This is a genomic window from Pseudomonas baetica, assembly GCF_019733355.1.
Classification (GTDB): domain Bacteria; phylum Pseudomonadota; class Gammaproteobacteria; order Pseudomonadales; family Pseudomonadaceae; genus Aquipseudomonas; species Aquipseudomonas baetica_A.
Genome location: NZ_JAIHLQ010000007.1, coordinates 18,067 through 42,807, shown reverse-complemented (window position 1 = coordinate 42,807; position 24,741 = coordinate 18,067). Strand labels below are relative to the sequence as shown.

25 protein-coding genes and 1 pseudogene are annotated in these 24,741 nt (G+C 58.4%); 14 read left to right on the top strand and 12 right to left on the bottom strand.

What is annotated here, in order from left to right; genetic code table 11:
• Positions 1-186 precede the first annotated feature (186 nt).
• The gene (clpS, locus tag K5E40_RS08800; RefSeq protein ID WP_016987405.1) at positions 187-570 is read left to right on the top strand and encodes an ATP-dependent Clp protease adapter ClpS; all 384 of its coding nucleotides are present in this window, start codon (positions 187-189) and stop codon (positions 568-570) included.
• Positions 571-600: 30 nt separating this feature from the next.
• The gene (gene clpA / locus K5E40_RS08795; protein WP_221730378.1) at positions 601-2,871 is read left to right on the top strand and encodes an ATP-dependent Clp protease ATP-binding subunit ClpA; all 2,271 of its coding nucleotides are present in this window, start codon (positions 601-603) and stop codon (positions 2,869-2,871) included.
• Between the two features lie 963 nt (positions 2,872-3,834).
• On the opposite strand, the gene infA is transcribed toward clpA, so the two are convergent.
• The 3 genes from infA to aat form a co-directional block, all read right to left on the bottom strand.
• Positions 3,835-4,053 (bottom strand): translation initiation factor IF-1, encoded by a 219-nt coding sequence (infA, locus tag K5E40_RS08790; protein WP_002553999.1) that lies wholly within the window; start codon positions 4,051-4,053, stop codon positions 3,835-3,837.
• A 112-nt stretch (positions 4,054-4,165) separates the two neighbouring features.
• On the bottom strand, positions 4,166-4,873 hold the full coding sequence (locus K5E40_RS08785; RefSeq protein WP_221730377.1) for an arginyltransferase: 708 nt from the start codon (positions 4,871-4,873) through the stop codon (positions 4,166-4,168).
• 57 nt (positions 4,874-4,930) lie between these two features.
• Positions 4,931-5,611 (bottom strand): leucyl/phenylalanyl-tRNA--protein transferase, encoded by a 681-nt coding sequence (gene aat / locus K5E40_RS08780; RefSeq protein WP_221730376.1) that lies wholly within the window; start codon positions 5,609-5,611, stop codon positions 4,931-4,933.
• Between the two features lie 500 nt (positions 5,612-6,111).
• On the opposite strand from aat, the gene K5E40_RS08775 reads away from it, so the two are divergent.
• The 6 genes from K5E40_RS08775 (at position 6,112) to cysG (ending at position 13,760) form a co-directional block, all read left to right on the top strand.
• Complete coding sequence (locus K5E40_RS08775; protein ID WP_221730375.1) at positions 6,112-8,520, top strand: DNA translocase FtsK; 2,409 nt, start codon at positions 6,112-6,114, stop codon at positions 8,518-8,520.
• Positions 8,521-8,599: 79 nt separating this feature from the next.
• Positions 8,600-9,220 (top strand): outer membrane lipoprotein chaperone LolA, encoded by a 621-nt coding sequence (gene lolA, locus K5E40_RS08770; RefSeq protein WP_221730374.1) that lies wholly within the window; start codon positions 8,600-8,602, stop codon positions 9,218-9,220.
• A 152-nt stretch (positions 9,221-9,372) separates the two neighbouring features.
• On the top strand, positions 9,373-10,695 hold the full coding sequence (locus K5E40_RS08765) for a replication-associated recombination protein A (RefSeq protein ID WP_221730373.1): 1,323 nt from the start codon (positions 9,373-9,375) through the stop codon (positions 10,693-10,695).
• On the top strand, positions 10,695-11,069 hold the full coding sequence (gene crcB, locus K5E40_RS08760; RefSeq protein WP_221730372.1) for a fluoride efflux transporter CrcB: 375 nt from the start codon (positions 10,695-10,697) through the stop codon (positions 11,067-11,069). The genes K5E40_RS08765 and crcB overlap by 1 nt, the downstream gene beginning before the upstream one ends.
• A 15-nt stretch (positions 11,070-11,084) precedes the next feature.
• Positions 11,085-12,365: a serine--tRNA ligase gene (gene serS / locus K5E40_RS08755; protein WP_221730371.1), complete on the top strand. Its 1,281-nt coding sequence runs from the start codon at positions 11,085-11,087 to the stop codon at positions 12,363-12,365.
• Positions 12,366-13,760: a siroheme synthase CysG gene (gene cysG, locus K5E40_RS08750; RefSeq protein ID WP_221730370.1), complete on the top strand. Its 1,395-nt coding sequence runs from the start codon at positions 12,366-12,368 to the stop codon at positions 13,758-13,760. It abuts the gene before it with no gap.
• Between the two features lie 116 nt (positions 13,761-13,876).
• Here cysG and K5E40_RS08745 read toward each other — a convergent pair whose 3' ends face one another.
• From K5E40_RS08745 to K5E40_RS08710, 8 genes are all read right to left on the bottom strand, one after another.
• Positions 13,877-14,878, bottom strand: coding sequence for a glutathione S-transferase family protein (locus K5E40_RS08745; RefSeq protein ID WP_221730369.1), 1,002 nt, complete (start codon positions 14,876-14,878; stop codon positions 13,877-13,879).
• 91 nt (positions 14,879-14,969) lie between these two features.
• Positions 14,970-15,971 carry a glycosyl transferase family protein gene (locus K5E40_RS08740; protein WP_221730368.1) on the bottom strand — a complete coding sequence of 334 codons (1,002 nt, stop codon included), beginning with the start codon at positions 15,969-15,971 and terminating at the stop codon, positions 14,970-14,972.
• Positions 15,968-16,303 (bottom strand): TusE/DsrC/DsvC family sulfur relay protein, encoded by a 336-nt coding sequence (locus K5E40_RS08735; RefSeq protein WP_221730367.1) that lies wholly within the window; start codon positions 16,301-16,303, stop codon positions 15,968-15,970. Before K5E40_RS08735 ends, K5E40_RS08740 begins: the two co-directional genes overlap by 4 nt.
• Positions 16,300-16,593: a sulfurtransferase complex subunit TusB gene (gene tusB / locus K5E40_RS08730; protein ID WP_221730366.1), complete on the bottom strand. Its 294-nt coding sequence runs from the start codon at positions 16,591-16,593 to the stop codon at positions 16,300-16,302. Before tusB ends, K5E40_RS08735 begins: the two co-directional genes overlap by 4 nt.
• Complete coding sequence (gene tusC / locus K5E40_RS08725) at positions 16,593-16,949, bottom strand: sulfurtransferase complex subunit TusC (protein WP_221730365.1); 357 nt, start codon at positions 16,947-16,949, stop codon at positions 16,593-16,595. The genes tusB and tusC overlap by 1 nt, the downstream gene beginning before the upstream one ends.
• 1 nt (position 16,950) lies before the next feature.
• On the bottom strand, positions 16,951-17,343 hold the full coding sequence (tusD, locus tag K5E40_RS08720) for a sulfurtransferase complex subunit TusD (RefSeq protein WP_221730364.1): 393 nt from the start codon (positions 17,341-17,343) through the stop codon (positions 16,951-16,953).
• A 112-nt stretch (positions 17,344-17,455) separates the two neighbouring features.
• Positions 17,456-18,160, bottom strand: coding sequence for a YoaK family protein (locus K5E40_RS08715; RefSeq protein WP_221730363.1), 705 nt, complete (start codon positions 18,158-18,160; stop codon positions 17,456-17,458).
• A 25-nt stretch (positions 18,161-18,185) separates the two neighbouring features.
• Entirely contained in the window at positions 18,186-18,515 is a 330-nt protein-coding gene (locus K5E40_RS08710) for a DUF6388 family protein (protein WP_221730362.1), read from the bottom strand.
• Positions 18,516-18,650: 135 nt separating this feature from the next.
• On the opposite strand from K5E40_RS08710, the gene K5E40_RS08705 reads away from it, so the two are divergent.
• Positions 18,651-19,001 carry a hypothetical protein gene (locus K5E40_RS08705; protein ID WP_221730361.1) on the top strand — a complete coding sequence of 117 codons (351 nt, stop codon included), beginning with the start codon at positions 18,651-18,653 and terminating at the stop codon, positions 18,999-19,001.
• Positions 19,002-19,101: 100 nt separating this feature from the next.
• Here the strand turns inward: K5E40_RS08705 and K5E40_RS08700 are convergent, their stop codons facing one another.
• Positions 19,102-19,527, bottom strand: coding sequence for an N-acetyltransferase (locus K5E40_RS08700; RefSeq protein ID WP_221730360.1), 426 nt, complete (start codon positions 19,525-19,527; stop codon positions 19,102-19,104).
• Between the two features lie 150 nt (positions 19,528-19,677).
• Between K5E40_RS08700 and K5E40_RS08695 the strand changes: the two genes are divergently transcribed.
• The 5 genes and pseudogenes from K5E40_RS08695 (at position 19,678) to ggt (ending at position 24,693) form a co-directional block, all read left to right on the top strand.
• Complete coding sequence (locus K5E40_RS08695; RefSeq protein WP_221730359.1) at positions 19,678-20,115, top strand: hemerythrin domain-containing protein; 438 nt, start codon at positions 19,678-19,680, stop codon at positions 20,113-20,115.
• Positions 20,116-20,337: 222 nt separating this feature from the next.
• Positions 20,338-20,973 (top strand): lytic polysaccharide monooxygenase auxiliary activity family 9 protein, encoded by a 636-nt coding sequence (locus K5E40_RS08690; RefSeq protein ID WP_221730358.1) that lies wholly within the window; start codon positions 20,338-20,340, stop codon positions 20,971-20,973.
• A 43-nt stretch (positions 20,974-21,016) separates the two neighbouring features.
• Positions 21,017-22,018: pseudogene (locus K5E40_RS08685) on the top strand (chitinase); the annotation flags it as partial.
• A 114-nt stretch (positions 22,019-22,132) separates the two neighbouring features.
• Positions 22,133-22,723 (top strand): NUDIX domain-containing protein, encoded by a 591-nt coding sequence (locus tag K5E40_RS08680; protein WP_221730356.1) that lies wholly within the window; start codon positions 22,133-22,135, stop codon positions 22,721-22,723.
• A 242-nt stretch (positions 22,724-22,965) separates the two neighbouring features.
• Positions 22,966-24,693 carry a gamma-glutamyltransferase gene (ggt, locus tag K5E40_RS08675; protein WP_221730355.1) on the top strand — a complete coding sequence of 576 codons (1,728 nt, stop codon included), beginning with the start codon at positions 22,966-22,968 and terminating at the stop codon, positions 24,691-24,693.
• Positions 24,694-24,741 lie beyond the last annotated feature (48 nt).

Below are 24,741 nucleotides of genomic sequence, written 5' to 3'. Positions count from 1 at the left end.
TCATCCAGGACATCCGCAATCTAATCCGTTAAAAGGATTGACTCCGCGGATCTTTTTTACCCACTGTGGGCTCTATTGGTTGTAACACCGTTTTCCCGATAGTCAAGGTGACCGGGCAGTCGGAGTTGAAAACGTGTGCAGCCGCCCCCACCACTGTATTTGCACAACTGACGAACCTTTCTTTCCATGCATGCAATCAGCCAGATTCGACTAACATTCAATCAGGATCGCCCGCTTCTCCAAAAGGATCTTCCAGAGGAGCACGACGACGATTCGGCAGGCGTTGCTGTTCAGGAAGCAAAGCCTGCGTTACAGGCGCCGCCGATGTACAAGGTGGTTTTGTTCAACGATGACTACACACCGATGGATTTCGTCGTCGAAGTGCTCGAGGTGTTTTTTAACCTGAATCGCGAGCTGGCGACCAAGGTCATGCTGGCCGTCCATACAGAAGGGCGGGCAGTATGTGGAGTGTTTACCCGCGACATCGCCGAGACAAAGGCCATGCAGGTCAACCAGTACGCCAGGGAAAGCCAGCATCCGCTACTCTGTGAAATCGAGAAGGACGGTTAATCGCCGACCACTTGGGTATGAGGTGAAGCTATGTTAAACCGCGAGCTCGAAGTCACCCTCAATCTTGCCTTCAAGGAGGCTCGTTCGAAGCGTCATGAGTTCATGACCGTCGAACACCTCCTGTTGGCCTTATTGGACAATGAGGCTGCCGCCACCGTTTTGCGTGCCTGCGGCGCAAACCTCGACAAACTCAAGCATGACCTGCAGGAGTTCATCGACTCCACCACGCCATTGATCCCCGTTCACGACGAAGATCGCGAAACCCAGCCAACCCTGGGCTTCCAACGTGTACTGCAGCGTGCTGTTTTTCACGTACAGAGCTCGGGCAAACGCGAAGTGACTGGCGCCAATGTGCTGGTTGCAATCTTCAGTGAGCAAGAGAGTCAGGCAGTGTTTCTGCTGAAACAGCAGAGCGTTGCGCGCATCGATGTCGTCAATTACATCGCTCACGGCATTTCCAAAGTGCCGGGGCATGGCGATCACTCTGAAGGTGAGCAAGACATGCAGGACGACGAGGGCGGTGAGTCTTCTTCTTCAGGCAATCCTCTGGATGCTTATGCCAGCAACCTCAACGAACTCGCGCGTCAGGGGCGGATTGATCCGCTGGTCGGCCGTGAGTCGGAAGTCGAGCGTGTGGCGCAGATCCTGGCGCGGCGGCGCAAAAACAATCCGCTGTTGGTCGGCGAGGCAGGCGTGGGTAAAACCGCAATTGCCGAAGGCTTGGCCAAGCGCATTGTCGACAACCAGGTCCCTGATCTGTTGGCCAGCAGCGTTGTTTACTCGCTCGATCTCGGTGCTCTGCTCGCGGGCACCAAATATCGCGGTGATTTCGAGAAGCGCTTCAAGGCGTTGCTCAATGAGCTGAAAAAACGTCCTCAGGCGATCCTGTTCATCGACGAGATTCACACCATCATTGGTGCTGGCGCTGCGTCCGGTGGCGTCATGGACGCTTCGAACCTGCTCAAGCCGCTGCTGTCGTCTGGCGACATTCGCTGCATTGGCTCGACCACGTTCCAGGAATTTCGCGGCATCTTCGAGAAGGATCGTGCCTTGGCGCGTCGCTTCCAGAAGGTCGATGTCGTCGAGCCGTCGGTGGAAGACACCATCGGTATCCTGCGCGGCCTGAAAGGTCGTTTCGAGGCGCACCATAACATCGAGTACAGCGATGAATCGTTGCGCGCAGCTGCTGAGCTGGCATCGCGTTACATCAATGACCGACACATGCCGGACAAGGCCATCGACGTGATCGACGAGGCGGGTGCCTACCAGCGTCTGCAGCCGATCGAGAAGCGTGTGAAGCGTATCGAAGTGCCGCAGGTTGAAGATATCGTGGCGAAGATCGCGCGGATTCCGCCGAAACATGTCACCAGTTCCGACAAAGAACTGCTGCGCAACCTGGAGCGTGACCTGAAGCTGACGGTGTTTGGTCAGGACGCGGCGATCGATTCGCTGTCAACTGCGATCAAGCTGTCCCGTGCAGGCCTCAAGTCGCCTGACAAACCGGTGGGTTCGTTCCTGTTCGCAGGGCCTACCGGTGTTGGTAAAACCGAAGCCGCGCGCCAACTGGCCAAGGCGTTGGGGATCGAACTGGTTCGCTTCGACATGTCCGAATATATGGAGCGTCACACCGTATCGCGTCTGATTGGTGCCCCTCCAGGTTATGTCGGCTTCGATCAGGGCGGTCTGTTGACCGAGGCGATCACCAAGCAGCCGCACTGCGTATTGCTGCTCGATGAAATCGAGAAGGCGCACCCGGAAGTCTTCAACCTGCTGCTGCAGGTGATGGACCACGGTACGCTCACCGACAACAACGGGCGCAAAGCGGATTTCCGCAACGTGATCGTGATCATGACCACTAACGCTGGTGCCGAAACGGCAGCTCGTGCTTCGATCGGTTTCACTCATCAGGACCACTCGTCTGATGCGATGGAAGTGATCAAGAAGAGTTTCACACCGGAATTCCGCAACCGTCTGGACACCATTATCCAGTTTGGTCGCCTCAGTCATGAGGTCATCAAAAGTGTGGTGGACAAGTTCCTTACTGAACTTCAGGCGCAGTTGGAAGACAAGCGCGTGTTGCTGGAGGTGACTGACGCGGCGCGTAGTTGGCTGGCGGCGGGTGGTTATGACGCGGCAATGGGTGCTCGCCCGATGGCGCGTCTGATCCAGGACAAGATCAAGCGTCCGTTGGCGGAGGAGATTCTGTTTGGCGAACTGGCCGAGCATGGCGGTGTGGTTCACATCGACATTAAGGACGGTGAGATGACCTTCGACTTCGAGACTACCGCTGAAATGGCCTGACGGCCGGTTGCAAGCGAAAGGCGCCTTCGGGCGCCTTTTTTGTTGTCTGGGGGTGGGTGTATATCCGTTGCTGCGGTAACGGCGTCTTGGGGTTCCGCCCTTACGGCGGGTCACCTTTTCCAAACGCTGAAAAGGTAACCCAAAAGGCTTTACCCTGACGTACGGCACTCGCTGTGGCTCGGGTTCCTTCGCTCCGGAATTGATCCGGGGGCATCGCCTCCGGTTTGCTTCGCTGCACCTCCTCTCGATGTGTTCGACTTCGTCGAACGGTCGCTGCGCTCCCACCCCCGGATCAATCCCTCCACTCAGCCTGCCGACGGGCCTTGTAGATCAAGAGCTTTACTCGAGCTAACGCTCATTGTGTTGAGTGGGGCGGCATGCGCCGCGTTTGGGGTGTGCTCATTTTTTGTGGGATCTCGCTTGCCGGCGACGGCGGCCTGGCAGCCGACCATGCTCTGGCTGGTGACCCTGGTTCAATTTGTGTGAGGGGACTTGCTCCCGAAGGCGGCCTGACAGTCGACCAAGCTCTAGCGGGTGTTCTCATTCCCTGGAGCTGCCGAAGGCTGCGATCTTTTGATCTGCTTTGGCTTTGGCTTTGGCTTTGGCTTTGGCTTTTGATGTTGCTTTTGCTCTTTTGCCCCCATCGGCAGGCCGAGCGAAGGTGTTCATCAGGGGTGTAGGCGCGCAGCGCCGTGCGGCGAAGCCGCATTTATCGAGAGGAGGTGCAGCGAAGCAAGCCGGAGGCGGACACCGTAGCGAGGGAACACTGAGCCTCAGCGAAGTGCCGTACGCCGGGGGCAAAGCCTTTTGCTTACTTTTCGGCGTTTGGAAAAGTGAGTCGCTGTAAGAGCGAAACCGCCAGCGGCAACGCCCGCAGCAACGGATATGCCCCCAAACCCAAAATCCCAAAACCGCAGACAAACAAAAACGCCCGGCAAAGCCGGGCGTCTTGTATTGACTTGATTAGCGAGCGCGGTAAGTAATACGCCCTTTGCTCAAGTCATAGGGCGTCAGCTCGACGCGCACTTTGTCACCGGTAAGAATACGAATGTAGTTCTTGCGCATCTTGCCGGAAATATGCGCGGTTACGACGTGCCCATTTTCCAACTCCACACGAAACATGGTGTTGGGCAGGGTGTCGACGACAGTGCCTTCCATTTCGAAGCTGTCTTCTTTCGACATGCAGTAAAGCCCTCGGTATCCAATGAATGGCCCGGTGCAACTGCGCCAGGCAAAAGCGGCGTGCATTGTGCCCGAAAAATGGCGTTTACGCCAAGGGGTTTAGGGCTTGGGTTTAGTTCAGGATCACCCAGCGCTGATTAATCAGCAGTTCGATGGGGCGATACTGGGTCTTGTAGTTCATCTTTTTGCAGTTCTTGATCCAGTAACCCAAGTAAACCGCCTCAAGCCCCACGCGTTGGCTTTCGGCAATTTGCCACAGGATGGCGAAGCGGCCCAGGCTGCGGCGCTCTTCGGCGGGCTCGTAGAAGGTGTACACCGCTGACAAGCCGTTCGGTAGCAAATCGGTCACTGCCACCGCCAGCAACCGTCCGTCGAGACGAAATTCGTAAAACCGCGAGAAGGGCAGGTCACGTACCAAAAATGTGGAGAATTGATCGCGGCTCGGCGGATACATGTCGCCGTCAGCGTGACGCTGTTCGATGTAGCGCTGGTACAGGTCGAAATATTCTTCGCTGAATTTGGGTTTGGCCGGATGAACCTGCAAATCGGCGTTGCGCTTGAAAATGCGCTTTTGCTGACGATTGGGGGTGAATAGCGCCACCGGAATGCGTGCAGGCACGCACGCATTGCAATTCTGGCAATGGGGGCGATACAGATGATCGCCGCTGCGACGAAAGCCCATTTCCGACAGATCTGCGTAAACATGCACATCCATGGGCTGGCTCGGGTCGAGAAACAGGGTCGTGGCCTGCTCCTCGGGCAGATAACTGCAAGAGTGAGGCTGAGTGGCATAGAACTTCAAACGCGCCAACTCGGTCATGATCAACCCTCGGGATAAGCTGGTGAATTAAGTGTAAGCCACGCGCGCAAAAGTCGCTCAGCAAACCCAGGTCGCATGATTGGGCTGATCCAGATGCCGAGCCAGATAATCCGCGAATTCGTGGCGGGGAATCGCCCGGGCGCCGAGGCTGTGCAGATGATCGGTCGGCATCTGGCAGTCGATCAGCACAAACCCCGAGTTCTTCAGGTGCTGTACCAAGGTGGCAAAGCCATATTTGGAGGCGTTATCAGCGCGGCTGAACATCGATTCACCAAAAAATAGCTGTCCCATCGCCAAGCCATACAGGCCACCGACCAGTTCGCCTTGATCCCGGACTTCCACTGAATGAGCGAAGCCGCGCCGGTGGAGTTCAATGTAGGCCTCCTGCATGGCTTCGGTGATCCAGGTGCCATCGGCGTAGTCCCGTGGCGCGGCGCAGGCGTGGATCACCGCCTCAAAGTCCTGGTCGAAGGTGACCTGGTAGCGTGCTTGGCGCAGTAATTTGCCGAGACTGCGCGAGACATGCAGTTCGTCGGGAAATAGCACGGTGCGAGGGTCCGGTGACCACCAGAGAATCGGCTGGCCCTCGGAAAACCATGGGAAGCAGCCATGACGATAAGCCTGAATCAGGCGATCGGCGGACAAATCGCCGCCCGCGGCGAGCAGTCCATTGGGGTCGCGCATGGCCTTTTCCAGCGGCGGAAAAGTCAGGGTATTACGTTGTAACCAAGTCAGCATGGCATCCAGGCTTGCAGAAGGGGAGGGCGGTGTGGGCTGTTAGCCCGCGGTAAAGTGTGCCGCTAAATGGCGCGAATGTCGTGCCGATCCTGCCTGACGTTTGCAGTGTTGCAACTTGGCAAGCTTGATGTGGTCGTAAGCGAGCGGCGTGGTCGGGCATGCTGTGGGTGGCGATGCTTCGCTATGTTCATCAAATACACCTCATAAGCCTTTGTCACAAAAGACAATGCGTGCTCAAATTGAATCGCAGGTTTTGTACGCTTGGCTATGCTCAAACCTGGGCTTTGAAGCATGGCATCAGACGCACAAACCCGTACAATGCCGGGCTGTTACAGAATATTCGCTGCGTGCGATGCTTATGGCTGTGTTTATCAAAGCATCAGCGCAATGTTAAAAGTAGTCTCAGTTGTGCCCGTCAACTTTTTTACCTGTCTGGATCCGGCAGTTTTTTATCGTCATTCAATAGATGGACGCGCCTTGGGCGCAGGAATAGAAGCGTTTTGAAGAAATCCACCGCAGCACCAAAAACAGTCGTTCCGCTCTGGCGTCAGCAATTGCACTACCGGCTCAAGGAAGGTGCGTTGATCGCCATCGGCGCTTTGTGCCTGTTCCTGATGATGGCCTTGCTGACCTACGGCAAGGACGATCCGGGCTGGAGCCATAACAGCAAGATCGACGATGTGCAGAATTTCGGCGGCCCAGCAGGCTCCTATAGCGCCGACATCCTGTTCATGGTGCTCGGTTATTTCGCCTATATCTTCCCGTTGCTGCTGGCGATCAAGGCCTATCAGATTTTCCGCCAGCGCCACGAGCAGTGGCAGTGGAGCGGGTGGTTGTTCTCCTGGCGGCTGATCGGTCTGGTGTTTTTGGTGTTGTCCGGCGCTGCGCTGGCACACATCCACTTTCACGCCGCGACCGGTCTGCCGGCCGGTGCCGGTGGTGCCTTGGGCGAGAGTCTCGGCGATCTGGCGAAGAATGCGCTGAATATCCAGGGCAGTACGCTGCTGTTCATCGCGCTGTTTCTGTTCGGCCTGACCGTCTTCACCGACCTGTCGTGGTTCAAGGTGATGGACATCACCGGCAAGATCACCCTCGACCTGTTCGAGCTGTTCCAGGGTGCGCTCAACCGCTGGTGGTCGGCGCGAACCGAACGCAAACAACTGGTTGCGCAACTGCGTGAAGTCGATGACCGCGTCCATGATGTCGTTGCCCCGAGCGTCACCGACAAACGTGAGCAGGCCAAGGTCAAAGAGCGCTTGATCGAACGCGAGCAGGCCCTGAGCAAGCACATGTCCGAGCGCGAGAAGCAGGTGCCGCCGGTCATCGCGCCAGCGCCGGTCAAGGCGCCGGAGCCAAGCAAGCGCGTGCAGAAAGAGAAACAGGCACCGTTGTTCGTCGACAGCGCCGTGGAAGGCACCTTGCCACCCATTTCGATCCTAGACCCTGCGGAAAAGAAACAACTCAATTATTCGCCGGAATCCCTGGCTGCGGTCGGCCACTTGCTGGAGATCAAACTCAAGGAGTTCGGCGTCGAGGTCACGGTAGATTCGATTCACCCGGGCCCGGTGATTACCCGTTACGAAATTCAGCCCGCCGCTGGCGTCAAAGTCAGTCGCATCGCCAACCTGGCGAAAGACCTCGCGCGTTCCCTGGCGGTGACCAGTGTGCGCGTGGTCGAAGTGATTCCGGGCAAGACCACGGTCGGTATCGAGATCCCGAACGAAGACCGGCAGATCGTGCGCTTCTCCGAAGTGCTGTCGACGCCTGAGTACGACAACTTCAAATCGCCGGTCACGTTGGCGTTGGGTCACGACATCGGCGGCAAACCGGTCATTACCGATCTGGCGAAGATGCCGCACTTACTGGTAGCCGGTACCACCGGTTCCGGTAAGTCGGTGGGTGTGAACGCGATGATTCTGTCGATCCTGTTCAAGTCCGGCCCGGAAGACGCCAAACTGATCATGATCGACCCGAAAATGCTTGAACTGTCGATCTACGAAGGCATTCCGCATTTGCTCTGCCCGGTGGTCACCGACATGAAGGACGCCGCCAATGCCCTGCGCTGGAGCGTTGCGGAGATGGAGCGTCGCTATAAGCTGATGGCGAAGATGGGCGTGCGTAACCTGTCCGGCTTCAACGCCAAGGTCAAGGAAGCGCAGGACGCCGGTGAACCGTTGAGCGATCCGCTGTACAAGCGTGAAAGCATTCATGACGAAGCGCCGCTGCTGAGCAAGCTGCCGACCATCGTCGTGGTCGTCGATGAATTCGCCGACATGATGATGATCGTCGGCAAGAAGGTTGAAGAGTTGATTGCCCGGATCGCGCAGAAAGCACGGGCGGCAGGTATTCACTTGATTCTCGCGACCCAGCGGCCGTCGGTGGACGTGATCACCGGTCTGATCAAGGCCAACATTCCGACGCGTATGGCGTTCCAGGTGTCGAGCAAGATTGACTCGCGGACCATCATCGACCAGGGCGGCGCCGAACAACTGCTCGGCCACGGTGACATGCTCTACATGCCGCCGGGCACCAGCCTGCCGATCCGGGTTCACGGGGCGTTCGTTTCCGACGAAGAAGTACACCGCGTGGTTGAAGCGTGGAAACTGCGCGGCGCACCGGAATACAACGACGACATCCTTAACGGTGTCGAAGAGGCGGGCAGCGGCTTCGAGGGCAGCAGCGGTGGTGGCGACGGCGATGATCCGGAAGCCGATGCGCTATATGACGAAGCGGTTCAGTTCGTCCTCGAAAGCCGTCGCGCATCGATTTCCGCGGTGCAGCGCAAGCTGAAAATCGGCTACAACCGCGCCGCACGAATGATCGAAGCCATGGAAATGGCCGGTGTCGTCACCTCAATGAACACCAATGGGTCGCGTGAAGTCCTGGCTCCGGGCCCGGTACGCGACTGATTCAGCGCCCCTGATGACTAACAAAAGGACGGCGCAATGATGCGCCGTCCCCTCCCAACGAGTATTCAAGAGGACTCCCATGCGTCTTATCCGCATGCTGCTGCCAGTACTGGCTTTGACCACACTCACGGCCCACGCCGATGACAAGGACGTGGCTCGTCTGACCCAATTGTTGGAAACCTCCAAGACCCTGACCGCTAACTTCTCGCAACTGACCCTCGACGGCAGCGGCACTCAGTTGCAGGAAACCACTGGCGACATGACCCTGCAGCGCCCGGGCCTGTTCTACTGGCACACCAATGCGCCGGCCGAGCAGACCATGGTCTCCGACGGCAAGAAAGTCACCCTGTGGGACCCGGATCTGGAACAGGCCACCATCAAGAAGCTCGACGAGCGTCTGACCCAGACTCCAGCGCTGCTGCTGTCGGGTGACGTGTCGAAAATCAGCCAGAGCTTCTACATCTCGGCGAAAGAGGCGGGCGGCGTGATCGACTTCACCCTCAAGCCGAAAACCAAGGACACCCTGTTCGATAATCTGCGCCTGTCGTTCCGCAACGGTCTGCTCAATGACATGCAACTGATCGACAGCGTTGGTCAGCGCACCAACATCCTGTTCACCGGGGTGAAGGCCAACGAAGCGGTGCCGGCGTCCAAGTTCAAGTTCGACATCCCGAAGGGTGCTGACGTCATCCAGGAATAAGCTCCAAAACCCCTTGTGGGAGCGAGCCTGCTCGCGAAAGCGGTATATCAGTCACCTTCAATGTTGAATGACAAATTGCCTTCGCGAGCAGGCTCGTTCCCACAGGGGCAATCATCGGTCTCAAGATCTACTAGAGGTTTCAACGGTACGTGATGGATCTGTTTCGCAGTGCACCGATTGCCCAGCCGCTGGCCGCGCGTTTACGTGCGACCAATCTGGATGAGTATGTCGGTCAGGAGCACGTGCTCGCTCGCGGCAAGCCTCTGCGTGAGGCGCTTGAGCAGGGTGCCCTGCATTCGATGATCTTCTGGGGGCCGCCGGGCGTGGGCAAGACCACGCTGGCGCGATTGCTCGCCGAAGTCTCCGACGCGCACTTCGAAACGGTCTCGGCGGTCCTCGCCGGGGTCAAAGAGATCCGTCAGGCCGTTGAAATCGCCAAGCAGCAGGCCGGCCAGTACGGCAAGCGCACGATTTTGTTCGTCGATGAAGTGCACCGCTTCAACAAGTCCCAGCAGGATGCATTTCTGCCCTACGTTGAAGACGGCACGCTGATCTTCATTGGCGCTACCACCGAAAACCCTTCGTTTGAACTGAACAACGCGCTGTTGTCGCGGGCCCGCGTCTATGTGCTGAAAAGCCTCGACGAGGCGGCGCTGCGCAAGCTTGTGCACCGTGCGCTCACCGAAGAGCGCGGCTTGGGCAAGCGCAACCTGACGTTGAGCGATGAAGGCTTCCAGATGCTGTTGTCCGCCGCCGATGGCGATGGGCGGCGGCTGCTCAATCTCCTGGAGAACGCTTCGGATCTGGCCGAAGACGACAGCGAGATCGGCATCGAACTCCTGCAAAGTCTGCTCGGTGACACCCGTCGTCGTTTCGACAAGGGCGGTGAGGCGTTCTATGACCAGATATCCGCGCTGCACAAATCAGTGCGCGGTTCCAATCCGGATGGCGCGTTGTACTGGTTTGCACGGATGATCGACGGCGGTTGCGACCCGCTGTACCTGGCCCGGCGCGTGGTGCGCATGGCCAGCGAAGACATCGGCAATGCCGACCCGCGTGCCCTCAGCCTTTGCCTGGCGGCGTGGGAAGTGCAGGAACGCCTTGGCAGTCCGGAAGGCGAGTTGGCGGTGGCCCAGGCCATTACGTATCTGGCCTGCGCACCGAAAAGCAACGCTGTGTACATGGGCTTCAAAACCGCTTTGCGCGCTGCTGCTGAAAACGGCTCGCTGGAGGTGCCGCTGCATCTGCGCAACGCACCGACCAAACTGATGAAACAATTGGGCTACGGCGACGAATACCGTTACGCCCATGACGAGCCGGACGCCTATGCGGCCGGCGAAGACTATTTCCCGGAAGAACTCGAGCCGATTCCGTTCTATCAGCCGGTGCCGCGTGGCCTGGAATTGAAGATCGGCGAGAAGCTCAATCACTTTGCCCAACTCGACCGTTTAAGCCCAAGACAGCGGAGAAAATAGTGATTCCATTGATTGTTGCGGTCTCCATCGGCGGGGCCGCCGGTACGTTGTTGCGCTTTGCTAGCGGCAATTGGATCAATGCCAATTGGCCGCGGCACTTCTATACCGCGACGCTGGCCGTTAATATCGTGGGCTGTCTGCTGATTGGCGTGTTGTACGGCCTGTTTTTGATCCGCCCGGACGTGCCGATTGAGTTGCGTGCCGGGTTGATCGTTGGCTTCCTGGGTGGGCTGACGACTTTTTCATCCTTTTCACTGGATACGGTGCGCCTGCTGGAAAGCGGGCAAGTGCCGCTGGCCCTGGGCTATGCGGCTCTCAGCGTATTCGGCGGGCTGCTCGCAACGTGGGCTGGCCTGTCTTTGACCAAACTTTGATAACGAGAAACCGACATGCTCGATTCCAAACTGTTACGTAGCAACCTTCAGGACGTAGCGGACCGCCTGGCTTCCCGTGGCTTTGCCCTGGATACCGCGCGCATCGAAGCGCTGGAAGAACAGCGCAAGACCGTCCAGACCCGCACCGAAGCACTGCAGGCTGAGCGTAACGCGCGTTCCAAATCCATCGGTCAAGCCAAACAGCGTGGCGAAGACATCGCACCGCTGATGGCGGACGTCGAGCGCATGGCGGGCGAATTGAGCGCCGGTAAAGTTGAGCTGGACGCGATTCAGACCGAACTGGACTCGATCCTGCTCGGCATCCCGAACCTGCCGCACGAATCCGTGCCGGTCGGCAAAGACGAAGATGACAACGTCGAAGTGCGCCGCTGGGGCACTCCGACCGCGTTCGATTTCCCGGTTCAAGACCACGTTGCCTTGGGCGAGAAGTTCGGCTGGCTGGACTTTGAAACCGCCGCCAAACTGTCCGGCGCACGTTTTGCCCTGCTGCGTGGCCCGATTGCCCGTCTGCACCGCGCATTGGCGCAGTTCATGATCAACCTGCACGTCAACGAGCATGGCTATGAAGAGGCTTACACGCCTTATCTGGTTCAGGCTCCGGCGCTGCAAGGTACTGGTCAATTGCCGAAGTTCGAAGAAGACCTGTTCAAGATTGCTCGCGAAGGCGAAGCCGATCTGTACCTGATCCCGACGGCGGAAGTGTCGCTGACCAACATCGTTGCCGGCGAAATCGTTGATTCGAAACTGTTGCCAATCAAGTTCGTCGCCCATACCCCGTGTTTCCGTAGCGAGGCGGGTGCGTCGGGCCGTGACACCCGCGGCATGATCCGTCAGCACCAGTTCGACAAGGTTGAAATGGTCCAGATCGTTGAGCCGTCGACCTCGATGCAAGCGCTGGAAGGCCTGACCGCCAACGCCGAGAAAGTCCTGCAACTGCTCGGCCTGCCTTACCGCACGCTGGCACTGTGCACCGGCGACATGGGCTTCAGCGCGGTCAAGACTTACGACCTGGAAGTGTGGATTCCGAGCCAGGACAAATACCGCGAAATCTCGTCGTGCTCCAACTGCGGCGATTTCCAGGCCCGTCGTATGCAAGCGCGGTTCCGCAATCCGGAAACCGGCAAGCCTGAACTGGTACACACCCTCAACGGTTCCGGTCTGGCTGTTGGCCGCACGCTGGTTGCCGTGCTGGAAAACTACCAGCAGGCCGACGGTTCGATCCGCGTGCCGGACGTGCTGAAGCCTTACATGGGTGGCCTTGAGGTCATCGGCTAAATGAAATATCTGCCGCTGTTTCACAACCTGCGCGGCAGTCCTGTGTTGGTCGTCGGTGGGGGGGAAATTGCCTTGCGCAAATCCCGTCTGCTGGCCGATGCCGGTGCGCTGCTGCGGGTGGTTGCACCTGAAATCGAAACACAACTGCGTGAGCTGGTCGTGGCCAGCGGTGGCGAATGCCTGGTGCGCGGTTACGCTGAAGCGGATCTGGACGGTTGCGTGCTGATCATCGCCGCCACTGACGACGAAGCGCTTAACGCTCAAGTCTCCACTGATGCCCATCGGCGTTGCGTGCCGGTCAACGTGGTCGACGCCCCGGCCTTGTGCAGCGTGATCTTCCCGGCGATCGTTGATCGCTCGCCGCTGATCGTTGCGATCTCCAGCGGCGGTGATGCGCCGGTGCTGGCCCGGTTGATCCGCGCCAAGATCGAAACCTGGATTCCATCGACCTACGGACAACTGGCCGGTCTCGCCGCGCGTTTCCGTAATCAGGTGAAAAGCCTGTTTCCGGATGTGCAGCAGCGTCGTGGGTTCTGGGAAGACGTGTTTCAGGGGCCGATTGCAGACCGACAACTGGCCGGGCAGGGCGCTGAGGCCGAGCGTCTGCTGCAAGCGAAAATCGATGGCGAAGCGCAGATCACCACGGGTGAGGTGTATCTGGTGGGAGCAGGGCCCGGTGATCCCGATCTGCTGACCTTCCGTGCGCTGCGTCTGATGCAACAGGCTGACGTCGTGCTGTATGACCGTTTGGTTGCACCGGCCATTCTTGATCTGTGCCGCCGCGATGCCGAGCGTGTTTACGTCGGCAAGCGTCGCGCCGACCACGCCGTGCCGCAGGATCAGATCAACCAGCAATTGGTCGATCTGGCCAAGGCCGGCAAGCGAGTCGTGCGATTGAAGGGCGGTGATCCATTCATCTTCGGCCGTGGCGGCGAAGAGATCGAGGAACTGGCCGCGCACGGCATTCCATTCCAGGTCGTACCAGGCATCACTGCAGCCAGCGGTTGCGCGGCGTACGCCGGGATTCCACTGACCCATCGTGATTACGCGCAGTCAGTGCGCTTTGTCACCGGGCACTTGAAGGACGGTTCCACCGATCTGCCATGGGTCGACCTTGTCGCCCCTGCGCAGACGTTGGTGTTCTACATGGGCCTGGTGGGGTTGCCGGTGATTTGCGAGCAGTTGATCAAGCACGGTCGCTCGGCGGACACCCCGGCAGCGCTGATTCAGCAGGGCACCACGGTCAACCAGCGCGTCTTTACCGGCACGCTGGCTGACTTGCCGCGAATGGTGGCGGAGCATGAAGTGCATGCGCCGACACTGGTGATCGTCGGTGAAGTGGTGCAACTGCGCGAGAAACTGGCGTGGTTTGAAGGGGCTCAGGCGCAGGTCTGAAGACCGCGTCATCTCATTCGCGAGCAAGCTCGCTCCCACATTGGATTTGTGAAAGACACAGATCTACTGTGGGAGCGAGCTTGCTCGCGAAGAGGCCCTCAAAAACACCGAATCAACTAACCCCTCTGCCACACCCCTTCCCCATTCAACCGCGCCCGATCATGGGCCACGGTAAAGTCCTGCTCTGGCCCCTTCGGCACAACCCCCGTCGGATTGATGGTCTTGTGACTGCCGTAGTAGTGATTTTTGATGTGCTGAAAATCCACCGTCTCGGCTATCCCTGGCCACTGATACAGCTCACGTAGCCAGTTCGACAGGTTCGGGTAGTCGGCAATCCGTCGCAGGTTGCACTTGAAGTGCCCGTGATAGACCGCATCAAAGCGAATCATCGTGGTGAACAAGCGGATGTCTGCTTCCGTCAGGTACTCGCCGGATAGATAGCGATTGGCACCGAGCACACGCTCCAGATGATCCAGTTCTGCAAACACCTCATCGAACGCTTCTTCATAAGCCTGTTGCGACGTGGCAAACCCGGCGCGATATACGCCGTTGTTCACGGCGGGATAGATTCGTTCATTGAGCGCATCGATCTCACCGCGCAGTGGCGCTGGGTAGAAGTCCAGATCGTTGGCGGTCAAACCATCGAAGGCGCTGTTGAACATGCGGATGATTTCCGCTGACTCGTTACTGACGATGCGCTTGAGTTTCTTGTCCCACAACACCGGCACCGTGACGCGACCGGTGTAGTCGGCGGTGTCAGCGGTGTAGCGCTGGTGCATGAAATCGAAGTGATCGAGCTTGTCACCGGTAGAGCCTAGCGACGTGTCGAAGGTCCAGCCGTTCTCCAGCATCAACCAACTGACTACCGAGACGTCGATCTGACTTTCCAGACCTTTGAGTTTGCGCAGAATCAGCGTGCGGTGCGCCCATGGACAGGCCAGGGAAACGTAGAGGTGATAGCGCCCGGTTTCGGCGGCAAAACCACCTTCACCGCTAGGGCCGGGCTTGCCGTCAGGGGTGACCCAGTGGCGGCGTTGCGCCTGTTCGCGCTGGAACGCGCCATCCTTGCTGCTTTCGTACCACTTGTCCTGCCAACGGCCATCCACTAATAAACCCATGTTCAAGACTCCTGAAACCAATAATCGTTGGCGTCGAGTCTATTCCCATGAGTTCGAACAAAAAGCGCAAAGATCAGGCGCAAATGATCGGTTAAATCGATTTATCCCGCGCAGTCCAGTATTGCTCGGCGGTTTCGAATGCCTGCTCACGGCTCTGGCCCAGACCGCGTAGGGCGAGTGCCATGGTCGAGATCAACGCCATCTGCGGATAGCTGTCGACGACATCGCCGCGCCACACGGCTTTCAAATGATCGACGTCCAGCGAGGCTGGTTTGACGTGGCGTTGCGCCGACATTTGTGGCCATTCCTCGTCCCAGCTCTCGCCGCCAGTCGTGCCGTACAGGTGGCTGGTGGCATCCGGGTTGATCTCGATTTCGCCGCCATCACCCTTGACCACAATCGCTGTGTCACCGAGCAAACCACTGGCGTCGCGATGCACGGCCTGGTAGCCCGGGTGGAAAATGCTTTGCAGCCCACAGCGTGCGCTCAGCGGATTGAGAATCCGCGCCAGCGAGTGGATCGGTGAACGCAGACCCAGCGTGTTGCGCAGGTCGATCATCTTTTGCAGTGGCGCTGCCCAGTCCGCCAGCGGCATGAACGCCAGCCCACCGTTGTCCAGTGCTGTGCCGACCTGTTGCCAGTTGCGGCACAGCGGGATATTCAGTTCGCCCAGCAATTGCTCGCTGTACAGACGTCCGGCGGTGTGCGCGCCGCCGCCGTGCATGAAGATGCGTATGCCGTTATGCGCCAGGCACTTGGCCGCCAGCAGATACCACGGCAGGTGGCGTTTCTTGCCGGCGTAGGTCGGCCAGTCCAGATCGACATTCAGCGCGGGTGCCTGCAATCGTTCGCGCAGGGCCTCGGTGAAACCGGCCATTTCTTCGGCGCTTTCTTCCTTGTGCCGCAGCAACATCAGAAACGCGCCGAGCTGGGTGTCTTCGACCTTGCCGTCGAGCACCATGCCCATGGCTTCTCGGGCTTCCTCACGGGTCAGATCGCGGGCGCCGCGTTTACCCTTGCCAAGAATTCGCACAAATTGAGCGAACGGATGTTCGGCGGGTGTTTCGAGGGTGAGCGCTGGAAAGTCGGTCATAAGCAATTCGTCGGTTTGGGCAGGCCCGCCAGTTTCGCGGCGAGTTTGGCGGGGGTGCCTTTGAACAATCGGTTCAGGTGCAGGCTGTTGCCTTTGTCCGGTCCGAGTTTTAACGCGGTGTATTTGATCAGCGGTCGAGTGGCCGGCGACAGCTGGAACTCGGCATAGAAGCTGCGCAGCAGTTCGAGGACTTCCCAGTGTTCTGGCGTCAACTCGATACCTTCGGCGGCGGCGAGGGCGGCGGCGACATCGTGGGACCAATCGCTCAGATCAACCAGAAAGCCGTCCTTGTCCAGGTCGATGGCGCGGTCGCCGAGGGTCATGGAATTCATAGCCAACTGTTGACCTTGTCGTGCTGGATCGACAGTTCGACGAACGCCGGATAATCGATCGCTTGAGCCCAGTCCGGAACCTGCACAGCGCGGGCCTGCGCGTCTTCGGCCAAGACGAAAAGCTTGATTTGACGGTTTTGCAGTGCGGCGAACGGCGCGGTGTTCGGTTGTAGTGCGTACACCGCGTCACCCGACAACAGCAATGCATCGGCGCTGCCGATCAAGCGCAGGCAACTGGTCAGGCGATCGTCGCCGAATGGGGAGTGAGACAACACATGCAAAGTCGACATCAGAGGGTGATCACCTGGTCGTAACGGTCAATAAGGGCGGTGATTTGCTCGGCAGCGAGCGGTTGTGCTTCGTCCAGCGATAGATCGGCGAGGCCACGCGTGCTGGCGCTGTCGGCGCAGTAGAACAACTCTTCTACGCCAAACATCGGCAGCGCTTGCAGATTGGCGCTCAGGTCTTTCTGTTGCAGCGCCTTGGCGTTTTGTCCAGCGGCCAATTGCAGCACGCCGTCATCGAGAAACAGCAGGCCTATTGGCAAATCGAAAGCACCGCCCGCCAGCACGATATCCAGCGTTTCGCGGGCGCCGGGGCCGGACCACGGTGATTGGCGGCTGATGATCAACAAGGATTTGGCCATCTCACGCGCCTCCGAAACAGATCAGGCGGTCAGCGTCTTGCACCGCGTCATGCAACTGGCCGAGGCCGGACAATTCCCACGGCGCACTGACGGAGACGGCGCCGCGTTGGTAGCGCTTGGCTTCTTCGGCGTTCAGCACCCCACGGCGCAGGGCCGCGGCGATGCACACCACGCCGTCCAGTTGTTGCTCGCTGATGAAAGCGCGCCACTGCTTGGGCACATCCAGTTCGTCCTGCGGGGTGACCACCGCGTCGCAGGCGTTGTGGACGCCGTCCTGATAGAAAAACAGCCGGACAATCTCATGCCCTCCGGCCAGAGCGGCCTGCGCAAACAGCAGGGCACGGCGCGAGGAGGGCGCATGGGCGGCGGAAAACAACGCGATGGCGAACTTCATGACGGACTCGATCAGCAAAACTGCGGCCATGATAAAGCTTTATCGGCGAGGCGGCTAAATCGATGTTGTCTGCTGGCGATTGTGTAGGGTCAGGCAAAAAAATGCTGAGTCGTCAGCGCGGCATGTAACCCAATTGCCAGCGCCTGGGAATTTTCAGAGAGAGCAGCCCGATCATCGCGGCCAGCACACCGCTGACGAACATCGCCTTGAGTCCTAGATGATGTTCCAGCACCGCGCCCAGAATTGCACCGACAAACATCCCGCTCCACGGCACGAGCTGCACGCGCCAGCCACTGCGCCGCTCTCCGAGCAACCATCGGCCCAGGCCACGTCCAAACCGCGATAATGCGCCAGTGACATAGGTGAGCCCTACCGGTAGCCCATTCACTTCTTCGACGGACGCGTTGAGCATGCCCATCGCAATGATCGCTGCGAGCAGCGCTGGCAGTTGCGTATCAAACGGCCAGGCCGCCGACGCGCAGAGCAGGGTGGCGATGCAGAGCAGCAGCGGCAGCGCCCGGCGTCCGCCGAGACGCGCGACGAGCACGCCCAAGGCATTACCGACAATGAACGTCACGACAAGAATCACCAGGCGCACGGTCAGCCCGATATCGCCATCACTGATCGCCACCGCCAGTCGGGTGGTGTTGCCGCTCATGAACGAAACGAAGTCGCCGCTGGCCATGAAGCCGATGGCGTCAGTCATTCCGGCCAGTACCGACAGGCTGGCAACCAGCGCCAGGCCCACACGCCCGCGCCATTTTTGCTTGTGCAGATGGCCGGGGCTGGCGCGGTGAGTCGAGGCGGATGGCAGCATCGGCGAAAGTGTCCTTGAGCGGCGGTTAGGGTTCTATGCCATACAGATCGCAGTATTCCAGCCATTCCATGCCGGCCATCTCCGCGACTTCACGATGCACTTCCAGACGCTGCGCCTGATACTCCTCAGGCGAATCGGCGGTCAGTTTCAAGGTCAGTTCCCAAGCGAACAAGCCAAGGCTTTCTGCTTCCTCTTCATAGGCTTCGTGCAGACGTTCTTCGCGAAACTGCGCTTGGGTTTCGCCTTTGGCCTGGGCCAGCAATGGATTGAGGTGGTCGAGGGTTTCGCGCAAATCAGGTCGCGCGTCGAGAAATAGTTTCAGGGCATGTTCATGTCGCTGGTCGGTAGGCGCCATGTGTTTTCCTTTGTGAGGCTGATGACCTTAGGTTGCCGTAGCTGACAGCGCATGTCGCGCTATAAATGCAGTAAAGCAGAACGATTTCTGCTGCTGCGATGATACAGTCCGCTTTTTTCTGAATGAGCGAACGCAATGCGAATTCTGATGGTAGCGCTGGCGGCGACGCTGCTGGCCGGTTGCGCGGGCCCCGCGATGAACGATGCTCGCACCAAAACCCCTTACAAGGTTTTGACTTCGGACAAGGCGGAGAAAGTAGTGGCTCAGTGTGTGCAATTCGGCTGGCAGGATGAAGCGGTTTTCGGCGTTGATGCCGCCGCGTATCTGGAATCGCGCCAGCAGGGTGGCACGACGGTTTATACCCGTTCGGCTGAGTCGTTTGTCGATGTGCTCACGGGGCCATCGGGCACGACGCTGAATTATTACGCGCAGAAGGATGATTTTGTCGCCAAGCGGCGGTTGGCGGCGTTGGCGACTTGTCTCTGATCGTGCGTTGAAGCGTCTGCCGTCTTCGCGAGCAAGCCCGCCCCCACATTTGAATGCAATCCAATGTGGGGGCGGCTTGCTTACAAAGGCGCTACTGAATTCAATCTACAAGTCGCTTCTGGAAAAAGTGTCGCTTGTGCCCCAGCGGATAATCCGCAATCTCGCCACACTCGCTATAGCCCACTTTCTTGTAAAAATCAGGCGCCTGAAACGAGAAGGTGTCGAGCCAGATTCCCACGCAGTCTTTCTTGCGCGCAAGCTCTTCGGCCATCTGCATCAATTTTGAGCCGATGCCCTGACCGCGCCCCTCTTCCGGCACCGCCAACAGTTCAATGAACATCCACCGATAGAACGTGTGGCCATACAGGCCGCCAAGGATCGCGTCGTGCTCGTCACGGACCAAAAGTGCAATGGGCTCCAGTGTCGAGGGACCTGCTTTGGCGACGTTGTGGGCACGCAGCGGCGCCAGAATGGCGTTGCGTTGTTCTTCGTTTGGGTTCTCTGACAACTCGATGCGCAAGTTCATGCATGACTTCCTTGTGGAGTAAGGCGCCAGACTATCCTGCCTGGTGGTCGTGTTCCAAGCGTCAGTTTAAAACCGCAGGAACCACCGCTCCCGCGCCGGGGTCTAGCCTTTTACAGCGTCATTCCAGCACGCGGTTGATGAGGACACCCCATGAACATTTTCGAAGCACTTCGCGAGAGCCACGACCGCCAGCGCAGCTACGCCAAAGCCTTGGTCAAGACCAGTGGCGACAGCCCCGAGCGGGTCGAGGCCTACAAACAGCTCAAAGCCGAACTGCAAGCTCATGAAACGGCTGAAGAGCGCCACTTCTACATCCCGCTGATGGAGTTCGACAACGGTGTCGATCTCAGCCGCCATGCCATTTCCGAGCACCATGAAATGGACGAAATGATGGAAGAGCTGGACGAGACCGAGATGTCCAGTCCGGCATGGCTGGCGACGGCGAGAAAGCTCTCGGACAAGGTCCACCATCACCTTGAGGAAGAGGAGCAGAAGTTCTTCCAGATGGCCGGAAAGTTGCTCGACGAGAAACAGAAAGAGCAGCTGGCCGGGCAGTACGAAAAGGAGTTCCAGGCTCAACTGCCTTGAGTCGCCGATGCACGATTTTGTAACCTCGACGCGTACGCCTTTGGCTATGTGTCGAGTACGAATCGCCACAATTAACTGTGTTTATATCCAGTATTCTGGCCGCTTTACCGATGATGCCCGGTCTGACTGCGACAAAACCGCCGATGGACAAAAAATCCGTCTCCGTTAGCTTGGAGGCCTCTCCTCGGAAAGGAGAGTTCTTAAATCAACGGAGTGAAAAACATGAATCAACCCCTAACACAAACCCAACTGCGACACGGTCGTGTCACCTCCCCGGCGAGCCGTGGTGCGGTCGCTATCGAGCAAGGATTGCTCGGTGCCTGGCAGGTCAATGAAATGGAAGGTGGCAAGAACTTCCCGGCACTGGCTGCCGGGCCGTTTCCGGCGCCCTACGAAACCGACTCTGACAGTGTCGCGCCACCCGCTGACGGCTACATTCTCAGTGGCGGCAAGACCGATCCCCGCGACTGCGTGAACTTCACCAACGACGAAATGAGCAAAAAGCTCGGTCGTCCGTTCGCTTGGCCACTGCTCAATGTCACGCCGGGTCAGACCCTGGAAGTCAATTGGACATACACCGCGCCGCACACCACGCGTGGTTATCGCTGGCTGATCACCAAGGATGGCTGGGACTCGAAACAACGCATCACCCGGGCACAACTGGAAGCACAACCGTTCTTCGAAGACTTCTACACTCAGGTGCCGTATTACAGCCATTCGGCCGAGATGAAGGCCAAGGTTAACCACGAGGTAAAGCTTCCGACGAACAAGAAGGGGCATCACGTCATCGTACTGATGTGGATCGTCGCCAACACCGGCAACGCTTTCTATCAGGCCTTCGACGTCGACTTCAAATAACGGCGCAACGTCGCCAAACCCACACGTTCTGAAGGATTAGAACATGTCAAAAATTGATTTTTCTCTGGTGCAAAACGCGGCGAGCGATGCTGCTGCGCTGATGCCGAGCATTGCCGGTAAAAAGATCCTCATGGGCTTCTGGCACAACTGGCCGGCGGGGCCGAGCGACGGTTATCGTCAGGGCCGATTCGCCAGCATCACGCTGGAGGATGTACCCAAGGAATACAACGTGGTCGCAGTGGCCTTCATGAGAGGAAACGGTATCCCGACCTTCAAGCCATTCAACGTTTCCGATGCCGAGTTCCGCCGTCAGGTCGGCGTGCTCAACAGTCAGGGGCGGGCCGTCCTGATTTCCCTGGGTGGCGCCGATGCGCACATCGAGTTGCGCAGCGGTCAGGAGCAACCGCTTGCCAATGAAATCATCCGTCTGGTGGAAACCTACGGTTTTGATGGGCTGGACATCGATCTTGAACAGAGCGCGATTGATTTCGATGCCAACAAGACGGTTCTGCCGGCTGCGCTGAAACTGGTCAAGGATCACTACGCCGGCCAAGGCAAGCACTTCATCATCAGCATGGCCCCGGAGTTCCCGTATCTCACCAGCACCGGCAAATACGTCGGCTACCTGCAAGCGCTGGAAGGCTACTACGACTTCATCGCCCCGCAATTCTACAACCAGGGTGGCGACGGGGTCTGGGTGCCTGAGGCCAACAACGGCGCCGGTGCGTGGATCGCGCAGAACAACGACGCGCTCAAAGAGGACTTCCTTTATTACCTGACCGAAAGTCTGGTGACGGGGACTCGGGGATTCACGAAGATCGCGGCGGACAAATTCGTCATCGGTCTGCCGGCCAACGTCGATGCGGCGGCCACCGGTTATGTGATCGACAAAACCGTGGTGGGCAATGTGCTCAAACGGCTGGCCATCAAGGGGCATCCGATCAAGGGCCTGATGACTTGGTCGGTTAACTGGGACAACGGTGTGAGCAAGGACCGCGTGCCTTACAACTGGGAGTTCAGCCGGCGTTATGGGCCGCTGATTCACGGTACCCTCGCGAGTTAGTTGCAACTGAGTGAGCCCGGTAGCGCTGCCGGGCTTTTTTTGTTGCAGAGATTATTCGACCATGGCTGCTTACCGATGAAAAAGGGATCAGGCGCCATGTCTACCACAGCCGAGCGGGTCAATATCATCGACACTCAGGTGTTGTCCCACGACTGGTATCTATTGAAGAAAATCACCTTCGACTATCACCGAAATAACGGGGAGTGGCAGCGCCAGACTCGCGAGGTCTATGACCGGGGTAATGGCGCAGCGATTCTGCTGTTCAATCGAGAGAAGCGTTCGGTGGTATTGACCCGTCAGTTCCGCTTGCCGGTGTTTGTCAACGGCCATGACGGTTTGCTGATCGAAGTGGCGGCGGGGTTACTTGAAGGTGAGGCCCCTGAACAACGGATTCGTGCCGAGGCCGAGGAAGAAACCGGCTATCGCGTCAGTGAAGTGAAGAAGGTCTTCGAGGCGTACATGAGCCCTGGCTCTGTGACAGAGAAACTGCACTTCTTTATTGCCGAATATGATGCGGCATCGAAGGTCAGCGAAGGTGGGGGCCTGGAAGAAGAGACTGAAGAACTGGACGTGCTGGAGTGGTCTTTTGATGATGCGCTGGCAGCGTTTTATCGCGGCGAGATCTGCGATGCCAAGACCATCATGCTGTTGCAGTATGCGGCGATGAAAAACCTGTTCGCTGCCTGAATCCAGAGCGAACCGGCTGTAGCATCGGAGCAAACCCATAGAGGCGAGGGAACTTGCTCCGCTGGGCTGCGAAGCGGCTCCGAGTTTTTCGCCAGCGCTGCGCCCTGGTGCGGGTATCAACAGCGCCCAGCCTACCGTTTGAACGGGCAGGCGCAATGCGCAAACCCGGCCATACTGCTTGTTGCGTTTGAAGCGTTCCCCTCTGTTTTGCACAGCCCCTAAAACAAAAAAGAGATCGACTCATGAAGTACGAACCTTTGACCAAATCGCTGATTGCGACCTCACTGACACTCAGTTGCCTGATGGCTCACGCCGCGTCGGTGGCGCCGGTTGCCGCCGAAAACGGCATGGTGGTGACCGCGCAACACCTGGCCACTCATGTGGGCGTCGATGTATTGAAAAGTGGCGGTAACGCGGTGGATGCGGCGGTGGCGGTGGGTTATGCGCTGGCGGTGGTTTATCCCGCTGCGGGCAATCTTGGTGGTGGCGGCTTCATGACCATTCAACTGGCGGACGGGCGCAAGACCTTTCTCGACTTCCGCGAAAAAGCCCCACTGGCCGCGACCGCCAACATGTACCTCGACAAGGAAGGTAACGTCATCCCCGACCTGAGTACCCGTGGGCACCTGGCGGTCGGCGTGCCCGGCACTGTGTCCGGTATGGAATTGGCGCTGAGCAAGTACGGGACAAAACCACGCACGGAGATGATCGCCCCGGCGATTAAATTGGCCGAGGACGGATTCGAACTGGAGCAGGGTGACGTCGAGCTGCTCGAATACGCCACCGACGTGTTCAAAAAGGACATGCGTGATTCCGGCTCGATTTTCCTCAGCAACGGCGAGACGATGCAGGTCGGGCAAAAACTGGTGCAGAAAGACCTCGGCAAAACCCTGCGCACCATTTCCGAAAAAGGCGCCGAGGGTTTCTATAAAGGCTGGGTAGCCGACGCCATCGTCACGTCCAGTCAGGCCAACAAAGGCATCATCACCCAAGCCGACCTCGATAAATACAAGACTCGCGAGCTGGCGCCCATTGAGTGCGACTACCGTGGCTATCACGTGGTTTCGGCGCCACCACCCAGCTCCGGCGGTGTGGTGATCTGCGAGATCATGAACATTCTCGAGGGCTATCCGATGAAGGAACTGGGCTTCCATTCGGCCCAGGGCATGCACTACCAGATCGAAGCGATGCGCCACGCTTACGTGGATCGCAACAGTTACCTCGGTGATCCGGATTTCGTCAAAAATCCGATCGAGCACCTATTGGACAAAAACTATGCGACCCAACTGCGCAGTGCGATCCAGCCGCAAAAGGCGGGCGTATCGGCTGAGTTGAAACCCGGCGTCGCGCCCCATGAAGGTAGCAACACCACGCACTATTCGATCGTCGACAAGTGGGGCAATGCGGTGTCGGTCACTTACACCCTCAATGACTGGTTTGGCGCGGGCGTGATGGCGAGCAAGACCGGGGTGATCCTCAATGACGAAATGGACGATTTCACTTCCAAGGTCGGCGTGCCGAATATGTACGGTCTGGTGCAGGGCGAAGCCAATTCCATTGCGCCGGGCAAGGCACCGCTGTCGTCGATGAGCCCGACCATCGTCACCAAGGACGGCAAAGTGGTCATGGTGGTCGGCACGCCGGGTGGCAGCCGCATCATCACGGCCACCTTGCTGACCATGCTCAACGTCATCGACTACGGCATGGGCTTGCAGGAAGCGGTTGATGCGCCGCGTTTCCATCAACAGTGGATGCCGGAAGAAACCAACCTCGAAGACTTCGCCGCCAGCCCGGACACGAAGAAAATCCTCGAGAGCTGGGGCCACAAGTTTGCCGGGCCGCAGGATGCCAACCACATTGCCGCGATTCTGGTGGGTGCGCCATCGCTGGGTGGCAAGCCAGTAGGGAAAAACCGTTTCTATGGCGCCAACGACCCACGTCGCAATACCGGGTTGTCGCTGGGTTACTGAAAGGCGTAAAAAAGGGGGCGGGCTCACGTCCGTCCCCGCCTCAAGGAT

Bases quoted from the DNA above. Each gene is read 5' to 3' on its own strand.
- clpS (WP_016987405.1), top strand. From the start codon at position 187: ATGCATGCAATCAGCCAGATTCGACTAACATTCAATCAGGATCGCCCG.
- clpA (WP_221730378.1), top strand. From the start codon at position 601: ATGTTAAACCGCGAGCTCGAAGTCACCCTCAATCTTGCCTTCAAGGAG.
- infA (WP_002553999.1), bottom strand. From the start codon at position 4,053: ATGTCGAAAGAAGACAGCTTCGAAATGGAAGGCACTGTCGTCGACACC.
- K5E40_RS08785 (WP_221730377.1), bottom strand. From the start codon at position 4,873: ATGACCGAGTTGGCGCGTTTGAAGTTCTATGCCACTCAGCCTCACTCT.
- aat (WP_221730376.1), bottom strand. From the start codon at position 5,611: ATGCTGACTTGGTTACAACGTAATACCCTGACTTTTCCGCCGCTGGAA.
- lolA (WP_221730374.1), top strand. From the start codon at position 8,600: ATGCGTCTTATCCGCATGCTGCTGCCAGTACTGGCTTTGACCACACTC.
- K5E40_RS08765 (WP_221730373.1), top strand. From the start codon at position 9,373: ATGGATCTGTTTCGCAGTGCACCGATTGCCCAGCCGCTGGCCGCGCGT.
- serS (WP_221730371.1), top strand. From the start codon at position 11,085: ATGCTCGATTCCAAACTGTTACGTAGCAACCTTCAGGACGTAGCGGAC.
- cysG (WP_221730370.1), top strand. From the start codon at position 12,366: ATGAAATATCTGCCGCTGTTTCACAACCTGCGCGGCAGTCCTGTGTTG.
- K5E40_RS08745 (WP_221730369.1), bottom strand. From the start codon at position 14,878: ATGGGTTTATTAGTGGATGGCCGTTGGCAGGACAAGTGGTACGAAAGC.
- K5E40_RS08740 (WP_221730368.1), bottom strand. From the start codon at position 15,971: ATGACCGACTTTCCAGCGCTCACCCTCGAAACACCCGCCGAACATCCG.
- K5E40_RS08735 (WP_221730367.1), bottom strand. From the start codon at position 16,303: ATGAATTCCATGACCCTCGGCGACCGCGCCATCGACCTGGACAAGGAC.
- tusB (WP_221730366.1), bottom strand. From the start codon at position 16,593: ATGTCGACTTTGCATGTGTTGTCTCACTCCCCATTCGGCGACGATCGC.
- tusC (WP_221730365.1), bottom strand. From the start codon at position 16,949: ATGGCCAAATCCTTGTTGATCATCAGCCGCCAATCACCGTGGTCCGGC.
- tusD (WP_221730364.1), bottom strand. From the start codon at position 17,343: ATGAAGTTCGCCATCGCGTTGTTTTCCGCCGCCCATGCGCCCTCCTCG.
- K5E40_RS08715 (WP_221730363.1), bottom strand. From the start codon at position 18,160: ATGCTGCCATCCGCCTCGACTCACCGCGCCAGCCCCGGCCATCTGCAC.
- K5E40_RS08710 (WP_221730362.1), bottom strand. From the start codon at position 18,515: ATGGCGCCTACCGACCAGCGACATGAACATGCCCTGAAACTATTTCTC.
- K5E40_RS08705 (WP_221730361.1), top strand. From the start codon at position 18,651: ATGCGAATTCTGATGGTAGCGCTGGCGGCGACGCTGCTGGCCGGTTGC.
- K5E40_RS08700 (WP_221730360.1), bottom strand. From the start codon at position 19,527: ATGAACTTGCGCATCGAGTTGTCAGAGAACCCAAACGAAGAACAACGC.
- K5E40_RS08695 (WP_221730359.1), top strand. From the start codon at position 19,678: ATGAACATTTTCGAAGCACTTCGCGAGAGCCACGACCGCCAGCGCAGC.
- K5E40_RS08690 (WP_221730358.1), top strand. From the start codon at position 20,338: ATGAATCAACCCCTAACACAAACCCAACTGCGACACGGTCGTGTCACC.
- K5E40_RS08680 (WP_221730356.1), top strand. From the start codon at position 22,133: ATGTCTACCACAGCCGAGCGGGTCAATATCATCGACACTCAGGTGTTG.
- ggt (WP_221730355.1), top strand. From the start codon at position 22,966: ATGAAGTACGAACCTTTGACCAAATCGCTGATTGCGACCTCACTGACA.